This window comes from Paenibacillus marinisediminis (assembly GCF_054343325.1).
In genome coordinates this window covers 20,206-38,066 of record NZ_JBTGUH010000010.1, presented here as the reverse complement: position 1 = coordinate 38,066, position 17,861 = coordinate 20,206, and the positions used below count along the sequence as shown (strand labels likewise).

Below are 17,861 nucleotides of genomic sequence, written 5' to 3'. Positions count from 1 at the left end.
TTAAAAGGTCGATATAATGAAGGACGTTTATATCATGTGAATTTATTCAGATTTAACCCAATCGTCAGTTCTCCTTTAATGTTCGGCGAAGTTGATGAAGGTAATGTTGTTGATTTTTACAATAAATTAAAATCATCAGGTATTAATGTGACCATTAGAAGTCAATTTGGAATTGATATAGATACTGCTTGTGGTTAATTATATGGAAATTATCAAAAGAGCAACAAGCAGTAATTGGAGAAGAAATGATGCTGATATTGTATTCCATAATAAAAATTGTTAATATAGAAATACAATGATGAGAGGACTGATGGATGGACAATGATTAACTAATCTATATTTTTATTTGAAATGAATAACTTCAAACTACAAAATATAGGGTTAGTCTATCCATTTTTATTAATCAGTTTACACTTCATTTGTCATGATCCAATGGCATAAAAGAACTTATTTAATATAAGTGAAAGACTAATCCTTCCAATTACAAATTGGGAGGATTTTTTATTCTCTCATAGATAAGATTGATTTTTTTTAATCTGTAACTTTAATCTGATAAATATGGGAGTGAGACAAATGAGCGATTCAGACACTATTGTTACGCATGTAATACTCCGTATAAGTCGTTATTATCCATCGAACTTATACGGAGAAATTTAGAATAGATGGATGTGCCGACTTTGTATAAAAAGTAAAAAGTGTTGATATACAAAGGAGGAATTATTATGTCAATGATACAAGTTCAAGACTTAACATTTTCTTATCCCGGTAGCTTTGACAATATTTTTGAAGGTGTAAACTTTCAAATAGATACGGATTGGAAGCTTGGATTTATCGGTAGAAATGGACGAGGTAAAACAACATTCTTTAATTTATTATTTGGGAATTATGAGTATAGTGGGAAAATCATTTCTTCGGTAGAATTTAATTATTTCCCTTATCCAGTTTCGGATAAAAACAAGTATACTTATGAAATCCTTGAAGAAATTTGCCCCCAAGCAGAAGATTGGGAATTTCTTCGTGAAATATCCTATCTAAATGTTGATGCTGAGGTTATGTACCGACCATTTAAAACATTATCAAATGGAGAACAAACAAAAGTGTTGCTTGCTGCACTATTTTTGAATGAGGGTCAATTTCTTTTAATTGATGAGCCGACCAATCATCTAGACACTGATGGACGAAAGATTGTCTCTGATTATCTAAGGAAGAAAAAGGGGTTTATTATAATTTCACATGACAGAATCTTTTTAGACGGATGCGTTGACCATATCTTATCTATAAATAGAGCAAATATTGAAGTTCAAAGTGGTAACTATTCTACTTGGAAGTTAAATTTTGATAGACAGCAGGAACACGAAGAGGCAACAAATCAGCGTCTACAAAAAGACATAGGGAGATTAAAACAGTCTTCAAAGCGTTCTGCGGATTGGTCTAATCGAGTGGAGGCTTCCAAAAATGGGACAACGAATTCGGGTTCTAAGTTGGACAAGGGTTTCGTAGGACATAAAGCGGCAAAGATGATGAAGAGAGCAAAGAACATTGAATCAAGGCAACAAAAAGCTATTGAGGAAAAGTCAAAACTGCTAAAAAATGTGGAACAAACCGAGTCATTAAAATTAGAACCATTGGAATTTCAGTCAAATGAATTGATTGTTTTGGCTGATGTGTCTGTTAAGTACGATGACCAAATAGTGAATAAGCCAATTAGCTTTAAAGTTGAACAAGGTGACCGAATAGTACTTGATGGAAAAAATGGAAGCGGAAAAAGTAGTATCCTAAAACTAATCTTAGGAAATCCGATACAGCATATAGGCTCAATGAATTTAGGCTCTGGCCTCATCATTTCCTATGTCCAACAAGATACTTCTCATTTGAAGGGACTTTTATCGGACTTTATTGAAGAGCATGAGATTGATGAAACATTATTTAAATCCATCCTACGCAAGATGGATTTTGACCGAATTCAATTTGAGAAAGATATATCTCATTATTCTGGTGGACAAAAGAAAAAGCTACTTATAGCCAAAAGTTTATGTGAAAAAGCTCATTTATATATTTGGGATGAACCGTTAAATTTTATTGATATTTATTCGCGCATGCAGATTGAAGAGCTTATTCAAAGATTTAATCCTACAATGGTTATTGTTGAGCATGATCAGGCATTTCAACAAACAGTTGCAACAAAAACGATATCTATGTAGCTGGATATGAAGAATTGAGGATATAATCAGTAAATCAGTTTATAAAACTATAGGGTGCGTATATTTAATAAAAAATATCTATGAGCCTCCTATTCAACTAACCCGAGGAACGTTAGTTCAAATACACAATAATTAGCTAGAAAGGTCCTGATGAAATTATATCGGGGCCTTTTCCTGTTTAAGGGGTAAATGTTGATTGCAACAATTGAGGCACGAATCCCTACAAGCAATGACCCTTGCGGACCATCCTTAGGCAGGCACAGCAGACTAACTTACAATACGTTCATGGAACTTTATAACTATTTATCAATTTTCATCAAACCGTTTACAGCCTCCCTTCGTTTCCTTTGATAATACCGGTAAAAATCAGGTGTGAAATGGAGGAAGAATGATGAAGAAGACCGTGATCCTATCCGCACTAATGCTCTTTGCCATAACGGCAGCCGGATGGTCAGCCTATGCAGAAATGGACTTTAAGCCGGCGTCCCAAGCGTCACCAATTTCCAGCCAAAGTGATCACGTCATCCGGGTGTACGGACCGGGCGGACCACTTGGACCGATCAAGGAAGCAGCTGAACATTTTTCAGCTGAAACGGGAATCAAGGTGGAAGTAACAGCCGGACCAGAGGGCAAATGGATCGACCAGGCCAAGCAGGATGCAGATATTATTTTCGGCGGCTCCGAGTATAATCTGCAGGACTTCATCTTTAACCACCCCGATATGATCGACACGAAATCACGAACGGAGCTTTACTCGCGTGCTGCAGGGATATTGGTGAGGAAAGGAAATCCCAAGAAGATTGAAAGCCTGGAGGATTTAACGAAAAAGGGAGTAAAAATAATCGATGTGAATGGGGCTGGCCAGCTTGGCCTGTGGGAAGACATGGCGGGCAGAAAAGGGCTGATCGAAGGCATTTCCCAAAATATTGATCTCTCTGTAAAGTCGAGTGCCGAAGCCATTGAACGATGGAAATCGAACTCCAGCTTGGACGCTTGGATTACTTATGAATCGTGGCATTACCGGCTTCAGGATGTGACCGAACTGGTCGAACTGCCCGAAGCAGAAAAGCTCTATCGTGGAACACCGATCGCCCTGACGAATTTCACCGATCAAAAGAAAGAATCCCAACAGTTTATTGATTATTTAAGAACAGAAGAATCTCATCAAATCTTTCAAAAATGGGGCTGGAAGTAAGGACTATTCTTAAATTCAATAAAACTAGGAGGAACCTACATGAAAAAAGGAATTTTTGCTCTCGTGATACTTTCGGTTGTATTTGCTTTGGCTGCCTGCGGAAAAAGCACGGAGGAAAAAGCAACGACGGGTCAATCCAATCAAGCCCAAACGGAAAAAGCCCCAGCTGACAGCCTCCAGCTGTTGAAGAATGAGAAGGCTGGAGAGTACCTAGCGGATTCAAAGGGAATGGCCCTGTATTACTTCACGAAGGACGAAGCAGGAAAAAGCAATTGCAGCGGAGACTGCCTGGTAAACTGGCCGGCATTTACCCAGAAGGATTTCGCCGTCCCTGAAGGTTTCGACAAAAAGGATTTCGCTACGATCACAAGAGAAGACAACAAAGAGAAGCAGGTCACGTACAAAGGCTTTCCTCTCTATTATTTTGTGAACGACCAGAAAAAAGGGGATGTAAACGGGCAAGGAGTAAAAGATGTATGGTTTGTCGTAAACAGCAAAACAGAATTTAAATAAGCTTGTCCAGGGAACGATCAGTCACGGTCGTTCCCTTCTTTTCTTTTGCCGTAAAACCATCAAATCATATATATTTAATAGGCACGCAGATTTCGCAATAATGATTGGCAACCAACTCTCCAATGTATCTTTCAAAAATGGGCCGATCGTCAATCTGATAACCACAGTTGGACAACTCAGAAAGAATTTCGCTCCAAGCATTTTGAATGTCTTTCGCTGTGTGTTTGACTTTGAAGATGGCATATTTTCCACCAAGAAGTTCGCCTTCGCTGACGAGACCGTCAATTTGATAATCGTCTGAAATGATGATGCAGGCATCGTAGCGGCAGTTTTCAGGCAGAGTTGTTTCAGGGTTGTCATGTGAAATGCCAAGGATTATGGATGTATCGGAGAGCAGATTTTTTGCCGCAGCCCATTCCTTCAATTTTTGCATAGGTTGAACATTGGCAGCGCCGTATGGACCAACTTGTCGCACGTATGCGATACGATAGGTTGGAAGAGTTTCGAGTGTAATATTCATCTTTTCTTGTCCTTTCTGTATTCATATTTACTACATCCCGAATGCTATCACGATATAAAAATAGTTTCATTTGTTTTTTTAAAACACAAAAATGACCCCTTTATCGAGGCCAAAAGTGAGATAGGGACTTAGTGTTTACTTTGCAATCAGATATACGCCAAACAAAATAACAACGACACCTGCGACTTTGGTGAGTGTCAATTCCTCGCCGAACAACCATACTGCAGCGAACATGGCCAGCACGTAAGCAAGACTTTGCATCGGATAAGCAACGCCAAGCGGTAAACGGGATAACACGATAAACCAGACTATGGTTGCGACACCGTAAAGCATCAATCCAACCCAGATGGCGGGTGATAAGGCCAGCTTCACCCATTGTAAGCCCCCGCTCTGCTGTAATCCAATCTTGAATAATATTTGCCCGATTACCAAAAGTATAATATTACTGAACAGCAAGCCATAACTCAGCGTCTTACTCATGTTGTCTGCTCTCCTTCATAATCGTCAATTCTTGAGCCAATCGCAGCACTTGATTGCTTAGCTTGGTAATGACGATCGTCATGTGCAGCATGATGGCAAAACAGAATAGAAGTCCGAATAGGAATAGCATTGCAGGCGCATATTTAACACCTAGCCACTGTGCGATCTGCTCCACGATCGTGACATTCAAAGATACCACTGTCAGCGTTGCACCAAACGTTATCCACAACAGGGAATACTGTTCCTTTAGTTTCTGTCTTCTAACCAGCTCAAGTACAATAATCAAAAACGTTAATGACAGCAGCACAGATAATAAATAGATGCTCATAATGGCTGTTTCACTTCCTTAAGACGGGCAGCGCACATGATGACAGACAGCGATACCTTGATCATATAGTAGATAGATTTTATAGGAGTGATTGAAGATTTGCCGGCTTGTCGTGCTCGCATCTCTGTCTTCACTTCTGCGATCTTGCATCCCTTGCGCTTCAGATAGACAATCGATTCTACCTCCGGGTAATCCATTGGATAATAATCTGCATATAAGGCGATAACTTTGCGATTAGCCGCACGGAAACCGCTGGTCGTATCCGTGAATCGCTGACCCACGACGACACGCAGCAAGCCAGTGAAGAACACCATTCCGATCCGCCGCATCACCGTCGAGCTGTATGACGTTTCTTCTACATAGCGAGAGCCGATGACAAGATCATGGTGCTCAATTTGCTTGAACAACTTAGGCAGCTCTTCCGCACAATGCTGTCCATCAGCATCCATTTGTACAGCGATGTCATAACCGTATTTCAACGCATATTGGTAACCAGTCTGCATTCCGCCGCCAATCCCAACATTAAAGGGCATCGTCAGTACTTTGGCGCCGTGAGAGCATGCTATCTCAGCAGTTCGATCCGTAGATCCATCATTAATCACTAACACATCAACATCAGCAGCATGTGCGTGAATATCTTGAATCACGGCTCCAATGCTGTTCTCCTCATTATAGGCTGGAATAATGACGAGCTTCTTCCCTGTATTCACGTTAATCATCCTTCCACCTAATACGTGGTTACTTGATTTGTATGTCTTCTGACCCTAATCCTATGAATTGAAAATAAAGAAGCATGTTGTATAAAGAAAGCTCTGCAATATGATGAAAAAGGATATAAGTTCCTTCTATCCCATTATATTAATCTTTCCATTTTGTGCAACAATAGCCTTTTCATCATGAATAGAAGAGTAGAATTGCAAGAGGGGGAGTGAAAATATGCACAAAAAAAGAGAGAACGGATGATCCAAAGTCCTCTCTATGCGGGAATATTGAATTGGCGCTTTTGTTTTTGTAAGTATTTCTGGAGCTGTTCACCTTTGAAATGCTCAATGTGCCGATACACATAATCACTATAGCCCATAAGGTGGAGTGCTCGCAGAATGCTTTTGCTAAGTCTTTTAGAACAGGGCAAGCTGAATAAAGGTTGATTCTAATCCCTATTTTTCAATTTTTCTCGAGCGAGGTTAACAGCATTCTGTCCCTCCGTCTCTAACTTTTCAAGGGCTTCGTCTTCTGTGATTTTTTCATCAATAGCATCTCTGATGATAACCTCTCCGACTTCTTTAAAAGCATTAATGATATCATGATGAATATAATCGTAAGGATTATGACTTTGATTTGCAGGCTTCAGCATATAGAGTGGGGTTAGGTCCTGAGTGTAGTGATCCTGAATTAGATTAATATTAGCGGGTAAACCCGATGTAAATTGTCTTTCCACGTTCGATTTCATGTTCTGTTTATCACTAGTTATAAATTCAATAAGCTGCCATGCTGCTTCATGTTTCTGTGTCTTTGACGATATTGCATATATTTCTTGTATATCATAGTAAATACTTTCATCTCTCGACTTTGACGATACTGGTGCTGTAACCAATCCCCAATTAATTGTTGTACCCCCTTGATGCTTGCTGTATGCCTCAAAATTATGAACCATCGAGTAAGGCTGAATTTCCATAGCGGCTTGACCTGCCAGTATGGGAGAAGGCTCGACATTACCTGTCATGGAGTCTTCTTTATCGTAGATTGCACCACTACGAAACGCCTTAACAACCTGATGGAAAATATCTTTCCATTCGGTAGAATCAAAGCTTATTTCAAATGAATTAGGATCAATAAACCGAAGCCCTTCTGTCTTACCTATTTCCAACACCATAGCTATGGCAATTGAAGTGTAATAATCCGACTTAAACCCATATAGTCTATCCTTGTCATTGGTGTAATTCGGGAATAAGCTAGCCAATTCGAAGATCTCTTCCCACGTCATTTGATTGGTAGGCATAGGAACCCCGAAAGATTCAAAAAGATCCTTATTAAAAAAGAGAGCGTAACTAATAAAAGAGGGACTTAATCCATAATAAGCATGATCAATATTCGAGCGTAGAGAGTGAGTTATGACTTGCGGCATTTCCGATATTGGATATTTACTCTCTCTTATTTTTTGATCTAATGAGAGGAGTTTTCCGTCTTCAATATACTGTTGATATATTTGTAATCTATCAAAGAAGATAATGTCTGAATCAGGATCTAGAGTCGTATCTGTAAAGTCATGCTCAATTACCTTAACAGTAATGTGAGGATATTTATTTTCAAAGTCATATCCATACATCTTATAAAACAAATTCTCTGATGGGTAATTAATAGATATAACTATCGGCTCTTTATTTTGCTCATGGAGACAACCTGTAGTAAGAAGTAATGCACAAATGAATGTTAATATTATCGCTTTCCTCACCATATTTATCCCCCGTTGTAATTAGAGATTACCTGGTCAGCTTTTATCTGCAGCGCTTGAATACCTTCCTCTACATTTAGCTTACCTGACAAAATATCATTTATATATTCTTCTCCAATGCTGATTAATTCTGATGGAGGATAATCATAATAAGTGGGTTTATATGATCTGCTATAAAAAGCTTCGAGTTTAGACCGATCAGTTTCCTTTGTGGTCACAAAGGACGAAAGAGTTGAAAAACCAAATTGGGAACGGTAATCCCAACTAGCAGCCTTGTCTGAATTTAGAAACTTTAAAACTTCCCAAGCCGCTTCTTTTTGTTTTGATTCATTCGCGATTGAATAGATATCAACTATAACTAAAGAACCCGATCGATCAGGAGCATGATGACTAACCGGCATGGAAATGCTAGACCATTCAAATGGCAGATCTCTATTTTCAAGCATTCGATATTCCTCATAAGAGACTTGCATTAGCGCACGTTGTCCATCTACAAATGGTGTTATATATGTATTTAGATTATTATTTAAGTCAATAGAATCTTGTTTAAATGCTGACATTATATCCTCCCAAATGGGGATCCAAGACTTATCATTAATGTGTGCACGACGTTCCTTTTCATCGTAAACTCGCAAGCCTTCTGTTTTACCTACATTTACAATGAACTCAAACTTACTGTCAAAGGGCAATGTGATCCCTTTTAGATCTCCTTGCAATGAATCATCTGGTGATTTAAATCTTGATGCAAGTTGTAAGAGCTCATCCCAATTCATATCATTCTTAGGAATGTCGATCTTAAACTTATCAAATAACTCTTTGTTATATACCAAGGCCTTCCCAAAGAAACTAGGCGCCAATCCAAATAATTTACCGTTACCATAATAACGAATTTCATCAATTGCGCTGGGAAGGTAAACTGAAAGATCAATGTTATCTTTTAGAATTAGAGGTTCAATGTCGAGCAATAGACCTTCATTAATGAATGTAGGGTATATTCGAGGTGAAATAGCGATGAGATCTAACGGATTCTCTTTGATCAATTGAGAAGGACTAATTTCTAGATTATTCAGAGGAATCGTGGACACGACATTAAAGCGAATATTGGGAAACTCTTTTTCTAATAAGTCTTTATACCTTAAGTTAAAGTGACTTTCATTTACATAACCAATATTTAAGGTGAGTTTTTCATTTTTATCAAAAGTAGGGGCTTCTTGTGAACAAGCAGTAACAAGCGTTATAGTTGCCAGTAAACATATGATCCTTAGGATTGAGCGTATCACTTAGATCCTCCTTGTCTTTAACATTAGTGTCGATAAGATAACTTGTATAATATTGTAATCTGATAAAAAATATATCATATAATGTATATTTATATAAATCTTTTTTGGTTTGTGGATCGTTTTTAGAGTAGATTAACCAAGATCTTAATTATGAATGGTAGAAAGGAGAACGTTATGATCGATATTTCGCAGAAATTAAAGATTGAAGCGTTGCAGAACCACATTTATGAACAGTTTGGCCAAGATACATTACATATCTTAAATGGACAGGCGATGTATGAACAATTTCATACATATCAGTTAATGGGAAGTGGGGATTATGTTCCTTTTAACGAAGCCATGTGCTCGCATGACACAGATGAGACCATATTCAGTGCTCAGTTTATAAAAATGAGGGCGTCAGGACATCAGGTAACTGTACAGGAATACGAGAGTGTGGTCATGACTCCTTTAAAATCGCTGCTTGAAAAGCACTACAAGTGCATCGTTCTATGGTTTGGTTACGACATGTTCTGTCAGATGAATGTGCTGACAGTGCTGGCGTATCTAGACCAAGCGGGGTATAGAGGGAAAGTGTTCTTCCATACGGTTAATGAGATGTCTTATGAGGTGGAAGCAACGGAAGTTCTTCCAGAAGGCTTTAAAGAAATGTATCAACAGGTGTTGATCCATCATCGTCTTCCTGAAGCTCAGCTCATGGCTGTCATGTCTCAGGGAATCAGATTATATTTGGAATACATAAAGCAAGATAATGAGATTACAGCATTTATTAATAAACACCTAGATAAGTCTCAGGATGAATTGCTTAAGCATTTATTTAAACGGTTTCCTCAGTATGGTCTGGGGGATACGCAATATATCAAAATCATTCAATCCACAAAAGAAGCCTAGGACATCCAATTGCAGGCGACTGCGACTAAAGCTTAATATCAATTGCCAAAGAGCCGAGCGATTATCAGGGATCCACTCCTGCATATCCTCGGCTCTATCTGTGGTCTGACCTCCACCCCAACTTCAGTCTAGGTATAAATGTCGACTCACGACGGTTTTGCGCTCACCGAAAAGGGACTAGAATAAGGACATAAGCAAACGATACTAACGAACAACATAAACCAAAAACAATGAAAGTGGTGAAGAGATACATGCAGAAGAAAGGAAGTACATTAGCCATTGTCCTTATCGTTCTAGGCGGCTTTATATTGCTTAGCAACTTAGGGGACTGGTTTGGCGGATTTCTCAGTTACTTGCTGCCATTCGTGATGATCGCTCTCGGGTACTATGGAATTAAGGCTGGGAATTCATTTTTTGGTTGGGTGTTCCTCATCATTGGAGCATTTTCACTAATCGGCAAATTCTCATGGTTGATCGGCATCATCTTCGCAGTAGGGTTGATCGTGTGGGGCGTGTCTATGCTGTCAGGCAAGAAACGGTCTTACCCGAATTATTGATCGAATAGGATCGCGGAATATAAATCTAAAGATGGAGTGAGTCTTATGAATACGAAATTGTATCGTTCAAGACATGACTCGAAGTTGACAGGGTTGTGTGGAGGAATTGGGCAGTGGATGGGAATAGATGTTACGGTTCTACGGGTACTATTTATACTCGGGGTATTCTTCACCGGATTTACCTTACTGATTCCTTACTTTATCATCGCATTGGTAGTGCCTAAAGAGCCTCTTGCTCCTTACGGATTTCATTATGGAAATGGATTTGGGCCAGGTCACTATGATCAGAACCAGTACCATTTCTAATCCTAATTACTGCTACCTATTGAATTTAAATTAACTATCTTCGCGACAGGATCGCGCCAATCCAGAAAGGGGAATACGAACAATGAGTGTATTCAAACGAATTAAAGATATGACGAAGGCTTCGATGAATGAAATGTTGGATAAAATGGAGAATCCGGTTGTAATGCTCAACCAATACCTGCGTGATATGGAGTTGGAAATCAACGCCGCTGAGGTCACTGTAGCCAAGCAAATGACGGAAGAGCGCCGCATGAAGCAGCGTTATGAGGAAGCTGTCCGGATAAGTGCTGAGCGTGAGGCGCAAGCTGAGCGCGCACTTGCAGCAGGACAAGAGGAGATGGCTCGCAAGCTGCTTGAAGAAAAAGTTTACTTCGATCAGAAGATTGCAGAGTATGGCGATCTGCATATCCAAGCTCAAGGCCACGCAGCCGAGTTAGCGCAGCAACTGCAGATGATGAAGGATGAGTTCTATAAGCTTCGCAATAAGCGCAATGAACTAGCTGCTCGTGCACAGATGGCTGAAGCGCGCAAGCAGATGGCTTCCATCAGCACTCTGCATACGATTGAAAGCGGCAGCGCATCGCTTGGTTTCCACCGCATGGAAGAGAAGATTATGCAGTTGGAAGCTGAGGCAGAAGTTATGCGTGTACCTTACAGCGCAGGTATAGCAGCTTACCAACCGCCTGTTGATGTGGAGAAGCAATTGAAGGTGGAAGAACAATTAGCAGCTATGAAGGCTAAGCTGGGTAAGACCGAAGAAGAAACAGAATAATCGCAGCACATCAAGGGGCTTTCCCAAAAGTGGATTTTTTCCACCTGGGAAAGCCCCTTGTTTGTCGGCTCGCCGATGCGGTTCTAGCGGACATACGAGCCGCTATTTGCCGCAAACACCACTAATTCGCTAAACTAGCGGACCGTAGAGCCGTTATTTGACCCGAATAAGCAGTTTAGTGCTGGTTTTGCAGCAAATAGCGTCATCTGTGTCCGTTCTAGTTCCCATCAGTTGTGATCTTCTATTTTAGTTAATGGCTTCGTAGCGGGACCTTCCATCACATCTCCATCAATCGAGAATCTAGAGCCATGACAAGGACAATCCCAGCTTCGATCGCCGTGATTCCACTCCAGTTCGCATCCCATATGGGTACATGTGGTATCGACGATATGCAGCTTGCCTTTCTCATCTCTGTAGGCGCCAGCTCTTTTTCCATTTACGGAAACGACACCGCCTTCATCATTCGCTAAGCTATCAGGCTTGTTGCGAACGAACTCCAGCTTGCCTCCAATGAGATGCTTGGCTACATCCGCATTCTGAACGATAAAGTTCTTCACATCTGGCGCAAAATCGAATCTCGAAGGCGTATATAACTCACGATACGCGTTTTCTTTCCCTATAATCAAGTCCCGCAGCAGAAGTGCGGCGGCGGTTCCATTCGTCATTCCCCATTTTCGATACCCTGTTGCAACGTAGATGTTAGGGGCTGAGGATGAGAGTTGTCCAACGTAAGGGATCTTATCTAAAGTGACTAGATCTTGAGTAGACCACCGATACGAAAATTCTTGAATGCCAAACGTCTGGTTCGCAAATTCTTGCAGTGCCTCATAATGTTTGATCGTGCATATGCCTTGACCGGTCTTGTGACCGTCTCCGCCAATTAAGATCAAATTCTCCCCGTTGCCGAGCGGTGTCATTCGCACGGAACGCTTCGGTTGTTCTGCATTTATATACATGCCGCCTAGATATCGTTTATCACTCTTTATCCCAATAATATAGGAGCGCTCTGCATGCAATCTTGAAAAGTAGAAACCCTTTCCGTCATAACAAGGGAAGTGGGAGCATGAAATCACGTGTTTCCCCGTTATTTTGTGGCCGTCCGTTGTTACTGCTGTTGGTTGTGGTTCCTTTTCAACGGTTTCTACCGTGGTATGTTCATAGATAATCCCGCCTGACTGAATAAACAATTCAACTAGCTTGCTTAAATACTTGAGCGGATGAAATTGGGCTTGTTTATGCATCACAATAGCCGTTTTAATCGGTATGGGAAGAGCGATCTGGCTTACGATCTCACCGTTAATTCCGAGCTTCTCATATGCGGCCAGCTCATTCTCGATCTTAGTTATGTATTCATCCGAATTCGTATAGATATGGGCATCCTGTTCACTGAAATCACATTGAATTTCGTGTTCCTCGATGGTTCGCTTTATAAATTGCAGGGCCTCGTGATTGGCTTTGTAATAGAGCTGCGCCTTTTCTTGACCAAAGTTACTGATGAACTCATCGTAAATCAAATCGTGCTGTGCCGTTATTTTCGCAGTTGTATGCCCAGTTGTGCCATTAAGCAGTTGACCTGCTTCCAAGAGAACAACCTTGATTCCTTCTTTGGCTAATAAATACGCGGTCGTTATTCCGGAAATCCCTCCGCCCACAACAACAACCTCAGCGTGAATATGCTCAGTCAGCTTCGGGAAGGAGGGAAGGCTTAATGTGTCCCGCCAGTAAGACTCAGGGAATTGGGGCATATCTTCAGATATCACAGGTTCCTTGTCCATCGTAATTATTCCTCCTGTTATAAGATCTGTCTGTATATTCATTGCCTTGGAGGAGGGTGTTTAATCAACTGTCGGAACGTTATCAATAAACGACAAGCAAGCCCTGACTGCTTCCGTTAGGAGTTGGCCAGGGCTTGTATTTATCTTGGGGCTAATGTATCACATATTCTACTCAATATTAAATAGATCTGAGATCTGCTTCATTTGTTCGGAGGCATCGTTTAAATTGGTTACCAGTTGACTAAGTGACTCCATAGACGCCGTTATTTCTTCACTTGAAGCGGCTACCTCTTCGATGGATGCTGCATTCTCTTGTGATATTGCTGCCACCTCAACGATGGATGCTTTGATTTCGGTCTCTTTCTTCTTCACCAATCTCAGCTGATCACGCATATCTGATGCAAGCTCGTTCATCGATTCCAGTGACATTGAAATAGCATTGAACGTCTCGCCAGTTTGCAATAAATTCTCTCGGCCATCCGATACTTTCTGCAAGCCTGCTTCCATCATTTCAACCATTTTGTTGGAATTACTGATGATATCCTTCACGATCGTATCGATACCATTTACGGAACTAGAGACTTTATGGGAAAGCTTTCCGACTTCACTCGCTACCACCGCAAAACCGCGGCCATGCTCCCCAGCTCTGGCTGCCTCGATTGAGGCATTAAGGGATAAGAGATGAGTCTGATCGGCAATTGCTTTGATGAATCCCACAAGGGCAGATACTTCTTGGTTTTCATTATTTACAACCATAATCTGTGCAACGGAATCCTGAATCATCGAATAGATCTGATCCATTTTTTCTCTTGAATCATTCATCAATTGTGTACCTGTATGAGCTTCATTCAGTGTCTGTTGTGTAGCATCAGCAATTGCATTTCCCTGTATGCTTGTCTGTTCGTATAAGCCTGTATATTCGACCATTGCATCGTTCAATGTAGAGGCTAGATTGGCTTGTGATTCTGAAGCGGACGCCATTTCCTCCATCGTTCTAGATACCTGTTGAGCACCTTCGCTGACCTCTTGCGATGCGCCTTTCAAGAAGGTACTTTTTTCGTTCAAGGTTTGAGAGATCTCAGTCATATTTCCGATCAGCTGTTCAATGGTATTGGTCATCGCTTTTGTCGATACATACAAGGCACCGATTTCATTACGGTCTTTGATGTCTTTTTCATTAATCAACTGTTTGGCTTCAGAAATATCGCCATTGGTGATGGATTGAGTAACTTTCATCAAGTGTGATAGTGGTTTCATCTTCTTGTTTAGATATAGGTACATACAGAATAAGATAATGACACTGAATAGGACAGTGATCGTGATGACAATGGGCAGCATCTTTTTCATAATGGAATTATCCACATCATTAACGATAGAGGCTTCTATGTCGATTCCTAAGATCCCTACCACTTCTCCGTTGTTATTCTTAATAGGAGCAAACGATGATAGGTAAGAGCCAAAGCTCTTATCGGTGATTAATCCGCTGCTGTGCGGCTTCCCCTCTTGTACCACAGATTTAACATGCTCATACTCCGCACCAGTCACTTGAGAACCAATCGGAACCGGTATATCGTTTCCATCAATCATAATGCTCAATTGTTCATCAACTACCGCTAAGGTGTAAACATATAGATAGCCGGAATTTTTACGGATCGAATTCAATTGTTTTGATAATTCATGGTATGTAGCGTCTTCGGTTGGATTCTTGAGGAAGGCTTCATACTTATCGACATCGATTTTAGATGCAATTCGTTCTGCATTTTTCTCACCATACTTTTGAAATGTATTGATGATGGAGGAATCCGTATTGAGGTACAACAAGGTGATACTTAATGCTAAAAATAAAATGATAATACCAAGCACTACACTAAGAATGGAGTTCTTTAAACTTTTCTGTTTCATGGGATCCTGACCTTTCTCTCCTGCTTGAATAGTTTCTTCATTCTACAAGTTTCACTCATTTTTTATCGGAAATAGAATGAGATATATTAGCTTTTTTTATGGATTTCAATAAATTTTTCACATTATCTGAAATTATTACATAGTTTTCACCAAATTATCATCACATTGTTATCTTTCTTTAACGGTTCTGTTACAACTCCTAACAGTTGAATTGATATATTTATTGCATAACAGCCCATGTTGTGGACTAATAGGAGGATACATACGAATGAATAACAAGAAACGAAACAAATGGATCATCACAATCTTAGCAGCATTGACGATGGTGCTCGTCGCTGGCTGCTCTGATAATAAATCGGCAGAAACGCCAAAAACACCTGACAAGCAGGTAGAATCGAAAGATAACAAGCAACCAAGCAAAGAAGAGCATAAGGATGGTCATGAGAACGAGGCTGACCTTGAGACGTTCACCAGCAAAGAAGGCGGCTTCTCCTTGGTGCAACCAGATAAGTGGAAGAACAACGTTAGCGCCGTTGAAGGAAAGGATGAGCAAATGGCGGCTATAGAGTGGCAAACATCCTTCCATCTTGTTGTAAACGGAAAAGCAGACGAAAACGCTGAAGCTCTAGTGACCATCAGTAAGATAACGAGGGAAAACTACGATGAAATGTCGATAGAAGAGGGACCTCCAATCGGTGATAAACTAGCCGAGGACGATAAGTATGTCTGGGTCATGACTACGCCGCAATCGAATCCTTACGAGGAATCATCCGATGAAAACAAGAAGTTCGACGACATGGCAGTAGGCCTCAATGACATTAAGAACAATTTCAAGGTGACCGAATAATTCTTATATAACATTAAGCAAAGCCCTGACTGCTTCCGAAAGGAGGCGTTCAGGGCTTTCGTGTGATTGAAGGATATGGTTGGATCGATTAGCGATGTAAGATGATTGCGCTCATAGGATCAATAGAGAACAGTGTGCTGCTGTCTGTAACTTCAAGCGTTTCATCTGTGATCACGTTCTTCCAGATTCCTGCAGCAATAGGCAAGTGTATAGAGCGTTCACTCGAGCTGTTGTTGATCAGCACTATAACATGGCCATGTTCATCAGCGCGTTCATAGGCGATGACTTGGTCATTCTCCTTCGCGTATAAGAATCGGAAGCTGCCGCTGCGCATCGCAGAATACTGATGTCTTAACGCAATCATGTTCTGATAATGCTGCAGCAGCTCTTGGTCCTGCTTCGCTTCGTCCCACTCCATGCACTTGCGGCACCCGGGATCATTGTCCCCATCCATCCCAATCTCATCGCCGTAATAGATACACGGCGTACCTAAGAACGTCAACTGGAACAGCGATGCCAGCTTCATCTTGTACTTGTCATTGCCGCACAAGGTAAGAAGTCGCGCGGTATCATGGCTGTCCAGCAGGTTGAACATCACTTCATTGGCCTGTTGCGGATAAGATGCCAACTGATGCTCAATCGCCTGCGCGAATTGCAGACCATCGATGGTTCCCTCTGCAAAGAAGTCATGCATGGCGTAAGTAAACGGATAGTTCATCACCGAATCAAACTGGTCTCCTTGCAGCCACATCATGCCCTCATGGAACATCTCGCCGAGGATGTAGGCATCCGGGTTGACCGCTTTGACCGTCTGCCGGAACTCCCGCCAGAACTGGTGATCCACCTCGTTGGCGACATCCAGACGCCAGCCGTCTATGCCGACTTCTTCGATCCAGTAGCGGGCCACATTCAGCAGGTATTGCTTCACTTCCGGATTCTCCGTATTTAACTTCGGCATCATCGGAGTGAAAGCGAACGTATCGAAGGTAGGAATGTCATCAATGACTTCCAGTGGAAACTGGCGGACATGGAACCAGTCCTTATAGGCGGACTGCTCACCTTTCTCCAGCACGTCGAGATACGGCTCAAACTTATGGCCGCAGTGATTAAACACCGCGTCCAACAGCACTCGAATGCCTTTTCGATGGCATGCTTCAACCAGTTCTTTCAGCTTCTCGTTGGATCCGAAGTGAGGATCAACCTTCAGATAGTTCTTTGTGTCGTATTTGTGATTAGTTGTCGCTTCGAATATCGGTGTAAAATAAATAGCCGTAATGCCTAACTTCTCCAAATAATCAAGGTGATCGATAACTCCCTGCAGATCACCGCCGAAGTAATTGTCCGGCTCCGGCTCACCGCCCCACGGCAGCACGCCTTTCGGGTCGTTGCTCTTATCTCCATTCGCGAAGCGCTCAGGGAAGATCTGATAGAATACCGCATCCTTCACCCAAGCAGGCGGAGTGAAGATGTCCGCAGGATTCAGGAAAGGATACTCAAACCAGTTCTTTGTAGGCTCAGGCTCGTCCTTCTGAAATCCTCGCTCCGTCATCCACATCGTATCTGATTCAGACTCCAGCTTGAAGGCGTACGCCAGACGTCGGAAAGGAGGTACGATCTCAGCTTGCCAGTAGTCGAACAACTCATCCTGATACAAGCGGATCATGGACACCGATTCCGTCTTGTCCAAGCTCCCCCAGCAATTGAACTTGTCCCCATAGTACACAGTTACGCGATTAACGTCATTCTTCTTCGTGCGGATTCGAACATGAATCGTCTTGCGGTCATAAGCGTACGCCCAGTTCTGCTTCGGGCGGTGATAGATGGCTTCCAGCAGCATAATGT

General features: G+C 41.5%; 18 protein-coding genes. 9 read left to right on the top strand and 9 right to left on the bottom strand.

Annotation, left to right across the window (positions count from 1 at the left end; all coding sequences use genetic code 11):
• Positions 1 to 36 precede the first annotated feature (36 nt).
• The 4 genes from ACXX53_RS18795 to ACXX53_RS18780 all read left to right on the top strand — a co-directional run bounded on the left by ACXX53_RS18795 (position 37) and on the right by ACXX53_RS18780 (position 3,909).
• Positions 37 to 198: a hypothetical protein gene (locus ACXX53_RS18795; protein ID WP_458570225.1), complete on the top strand. Its 162-nt coding sequence runs from the start codon at positions 37 to 39 to the stop codon at positions 196 to 198.
• Between the two features lie 524 nt (positions 199 to 722).
• Complete coding sequence (locus ACXX53_RS18790; RefSeq protein ID WP_458570224.1) at positions 723 to 2,201, top strand: Lsa family ABC-F type ribosomal protection protein; 1,479 nt, start codon at positions 723 to 725, stop codon at positions 2,199 to 2,201.
• Between the two features lie 391 nt (positions 2,202 to 2,592).
• Complete coding sequence (locus ACXX53_RS18785; protein ID WP_458570223.1) at positions 2,593 to 3,396, top strand: extracellular solute-binding protein; 804 nt, start codon at positions 2,593 to 2,595, stop codon at positions 3,394 to 3,396.
• A 39-nt stretch (positions 3,397 to 3,435) separates the two neighbouring features.
• Positions 3,436 to 3,909 carry a hypothetical protein gene (locus ACXX53_RS18780; protein ID WP_458570222.1) on the top strand — a complete coding sequence of 158 codons (474 nt, stop codon included), beginning with the start codon at positions 3,436 to 3,438 and terminating at the stop codon, positions 3,907 to 3,909.
• A 64-nt stretch (positions 3,910 to 3,973) separates the two neighbouring features.
• On the opposite strand, the gene ACXX53_RS18775 is transcribed toward ACXX53_RS18780, so the two are convergent.
• The 6 genes from ACXX53_RS18775 to ACXX53_RS18750 form a co-directional block, all read right to left on the bottom strand.
• Positions 3,974 to 4,429: an AraC family transcriptional regulator gene (locus ACXX53_RS18775; protein ID WP_458570221.1), complete on the bottom strand. Its 456-nt coding sequence runs from the start codon at positions 4,427 to 4,429 to the stop codon at positions 3,974 to 3,976.
• A 135-nt stretch (positions 4,430 to 4,564) separates the two neighbouring features.
• Positions 4,565 to 4,909, bottom strand: a complete 345-nt coding sequence (locus ACXX53_RS18770; RefSeq protein WP_458570220.1) for an EamA family transporter — start codon at positions 4,907 to 4,909, stop codon at positions 4,565 to 4,567.
• Positions 4,902 to 5,237 (bottom strand): DUF2304 domain-containing protein, encoded by a 336-nt coding sequence (locus tag ACXX53_RS18765; protein ID WP_458570219.1) that lies wholly within the window; start codon positions 5,235 to 5,237, stop codon positions 4,902 to 4,904. The genes ACXX53_RS18770 and ACXX53_RS18765 overlap by 8 nt, the downstream gene beginning before the upstream one ends.
• Positions 5,234 to 5,956, bottom strand: a complete 723-nt coding sequence (locus ACXX53_RS18760; RefSeq protein ID WP_458570218.1) for a glycosyltransferase family 2 protein — start codon at positions 5,954 to 5,956, stop codon at positions 5,234 to 5,236. Before ACXX53_RS18760 ends, ACXX53_RS18765 begins: the two co-directional genes overlap by 4 nt.
• A gap of 431 nt (positions 5,957 to 6,387) precedes the next feature.
• Positions 6,388 to 7,692, bottom strand: coding sequence for an ABC transporter substrate-binding protein (locus ACXX53_RS18755; RefSeq protein WP_458570217.1), 1,305 nt, complete (start codon positions 7,690 to 7,692; stop codon positions 6,388 to 6,390).
• Positions 7,693 to 7,694: 2 nt separating this feature from the next.
• Positions 7,695 to 8,969, bottom strand: coding sequence for an ABC transporter substrate-binding protein (locus ACXX53_RS18750; RefSeq protein ID WP_458570216.1), 1,275 nt, complete (start codon positions 8,967 to 8,969; stop codon positions 7,695 to 7,697).
• 174 nt (positions 8,970 to 9,143) lie between these two features.
• Between ACXX53_RS18750 and ACXX53_RS18745 the strand changes: the two genes are divergently transcribed.
• From ACXX53_RS18745 to ACXX53_RS18730, 4 genes are all read left to right on the top strand, one after another.
• Positions 9,144 to 9,860, top strand: a complete 717-nt coding sequence (locus ACXX53_RS18745; RefSeq protein WP_458570215.1) for an AraC family transcriptional regulator — start codon at positions 9,144 to 9,146, stop codon at positions 9,858 to 9,860.
• Positions 9,861 to 10,090: 230 nt separating this feature from the next.
• The gene (locus tag ACXX53_RS18740) at positions 10,091 to 10,417 is read left to right on the top strand and encodes a LiaF transmembrane domain-containing protein (RefSeq protein ID WP_458570214.1); all 327 of its coding nucleotides are present in this window, start codon (positions 10,091 to 10,093) and stop codon (positions 10,415 to 10,417) included.
• A 45-nt stretch (positions 10,418 to 10,462) separates the two neighbouring features.
• Entirely contained in the window at positions 10,463 to 10,723 is a 261-nt protein-coding gene (locus tag ACXX53_RS18735; RefSeq protein WP_458570213.1) for a PspC domain-containing protein, read from the top strand.
• Positions 10,724 to 10,805: 82 nt separating this feature from the next.
• On the top strand, positions 10,806 to 11,495 hold the full coding sequence (locus ACXX53_RS18730) for a PspA/IM30 family protein (RefSeq protein WP_458570212.1): 690 nt from the start codon (positions 10,806 to 10,808) through the stop codon (positions 11,493 to 11,495).
• A gap of 227 nt (positions 11,496 to 11,722) precedes the next feature.
• Here the strand turns inward: ACXX53_RS18730 and ACXX53_RS18725 are convergent, their stop codons facing one another.
• Positions 11,723 to 13,270 carry an FAD-dependent oxidoreductase gene (locus ACXX53_RS18725; RefSeq protein ID WP_458570211.1) on the bottom strand — a complete coding sequence of 516 codons (1,548 nt, stop codon included), beginning with the start codon at positions 13,268 to 13,270 and terminating at the stop codon, positions 11,723 to 11,725.
• Positions 13,271 to 13,438: 168 nt separating this feature from the next.
• Positions 13,439 to 15,172: a methyl-accepting chemotaxis protein gene (locus tag ACXX53_RS18720; protein WP_458570210.1), complete on the bottom strand. Its 1,734-nt coding sequence runs from the start codon at positions 15,170 to 15,172 to the stop codon at positions 13,439 to 13,441.
• A 268-nt stretch (positions 15,173 to 15,440) separates the two neighbouring features.
• Between ACXX53_RS18720 and ACXX53_RS18715 the strand changes: the two genes are divergently transcribed.
• The gene (locus ACXX53_RS18715; protein ID WP_458570209.1) at positions 15,441 to 16,019 is read left to right on the top strand and encodes a hypothetical protein; all 579 of its coding nucleotides are present in this window, start codon (positions 15,441 to 15,443) and stop codon (positions 16,017 to 16,019) included.
• A gap of 88 nt (positions 16,020 to 16,107) precedes the next feature.
• Here the strand turns inward: ACXX53_RS18715 and ACXX53_RS18710 are convergent, their stop codons facing one another.
• Entirely contained in the window at positions 16,108 to 17,856 is a 1,749-nt protein-coding gene (locus ACXX53_RS18710) for an alpha-glycosidase (RefSeq protein WP_458570208.1), read from the bottom strand.
• Positions 17,857 to 17,861: the final 5 nt, after the last annotated feature.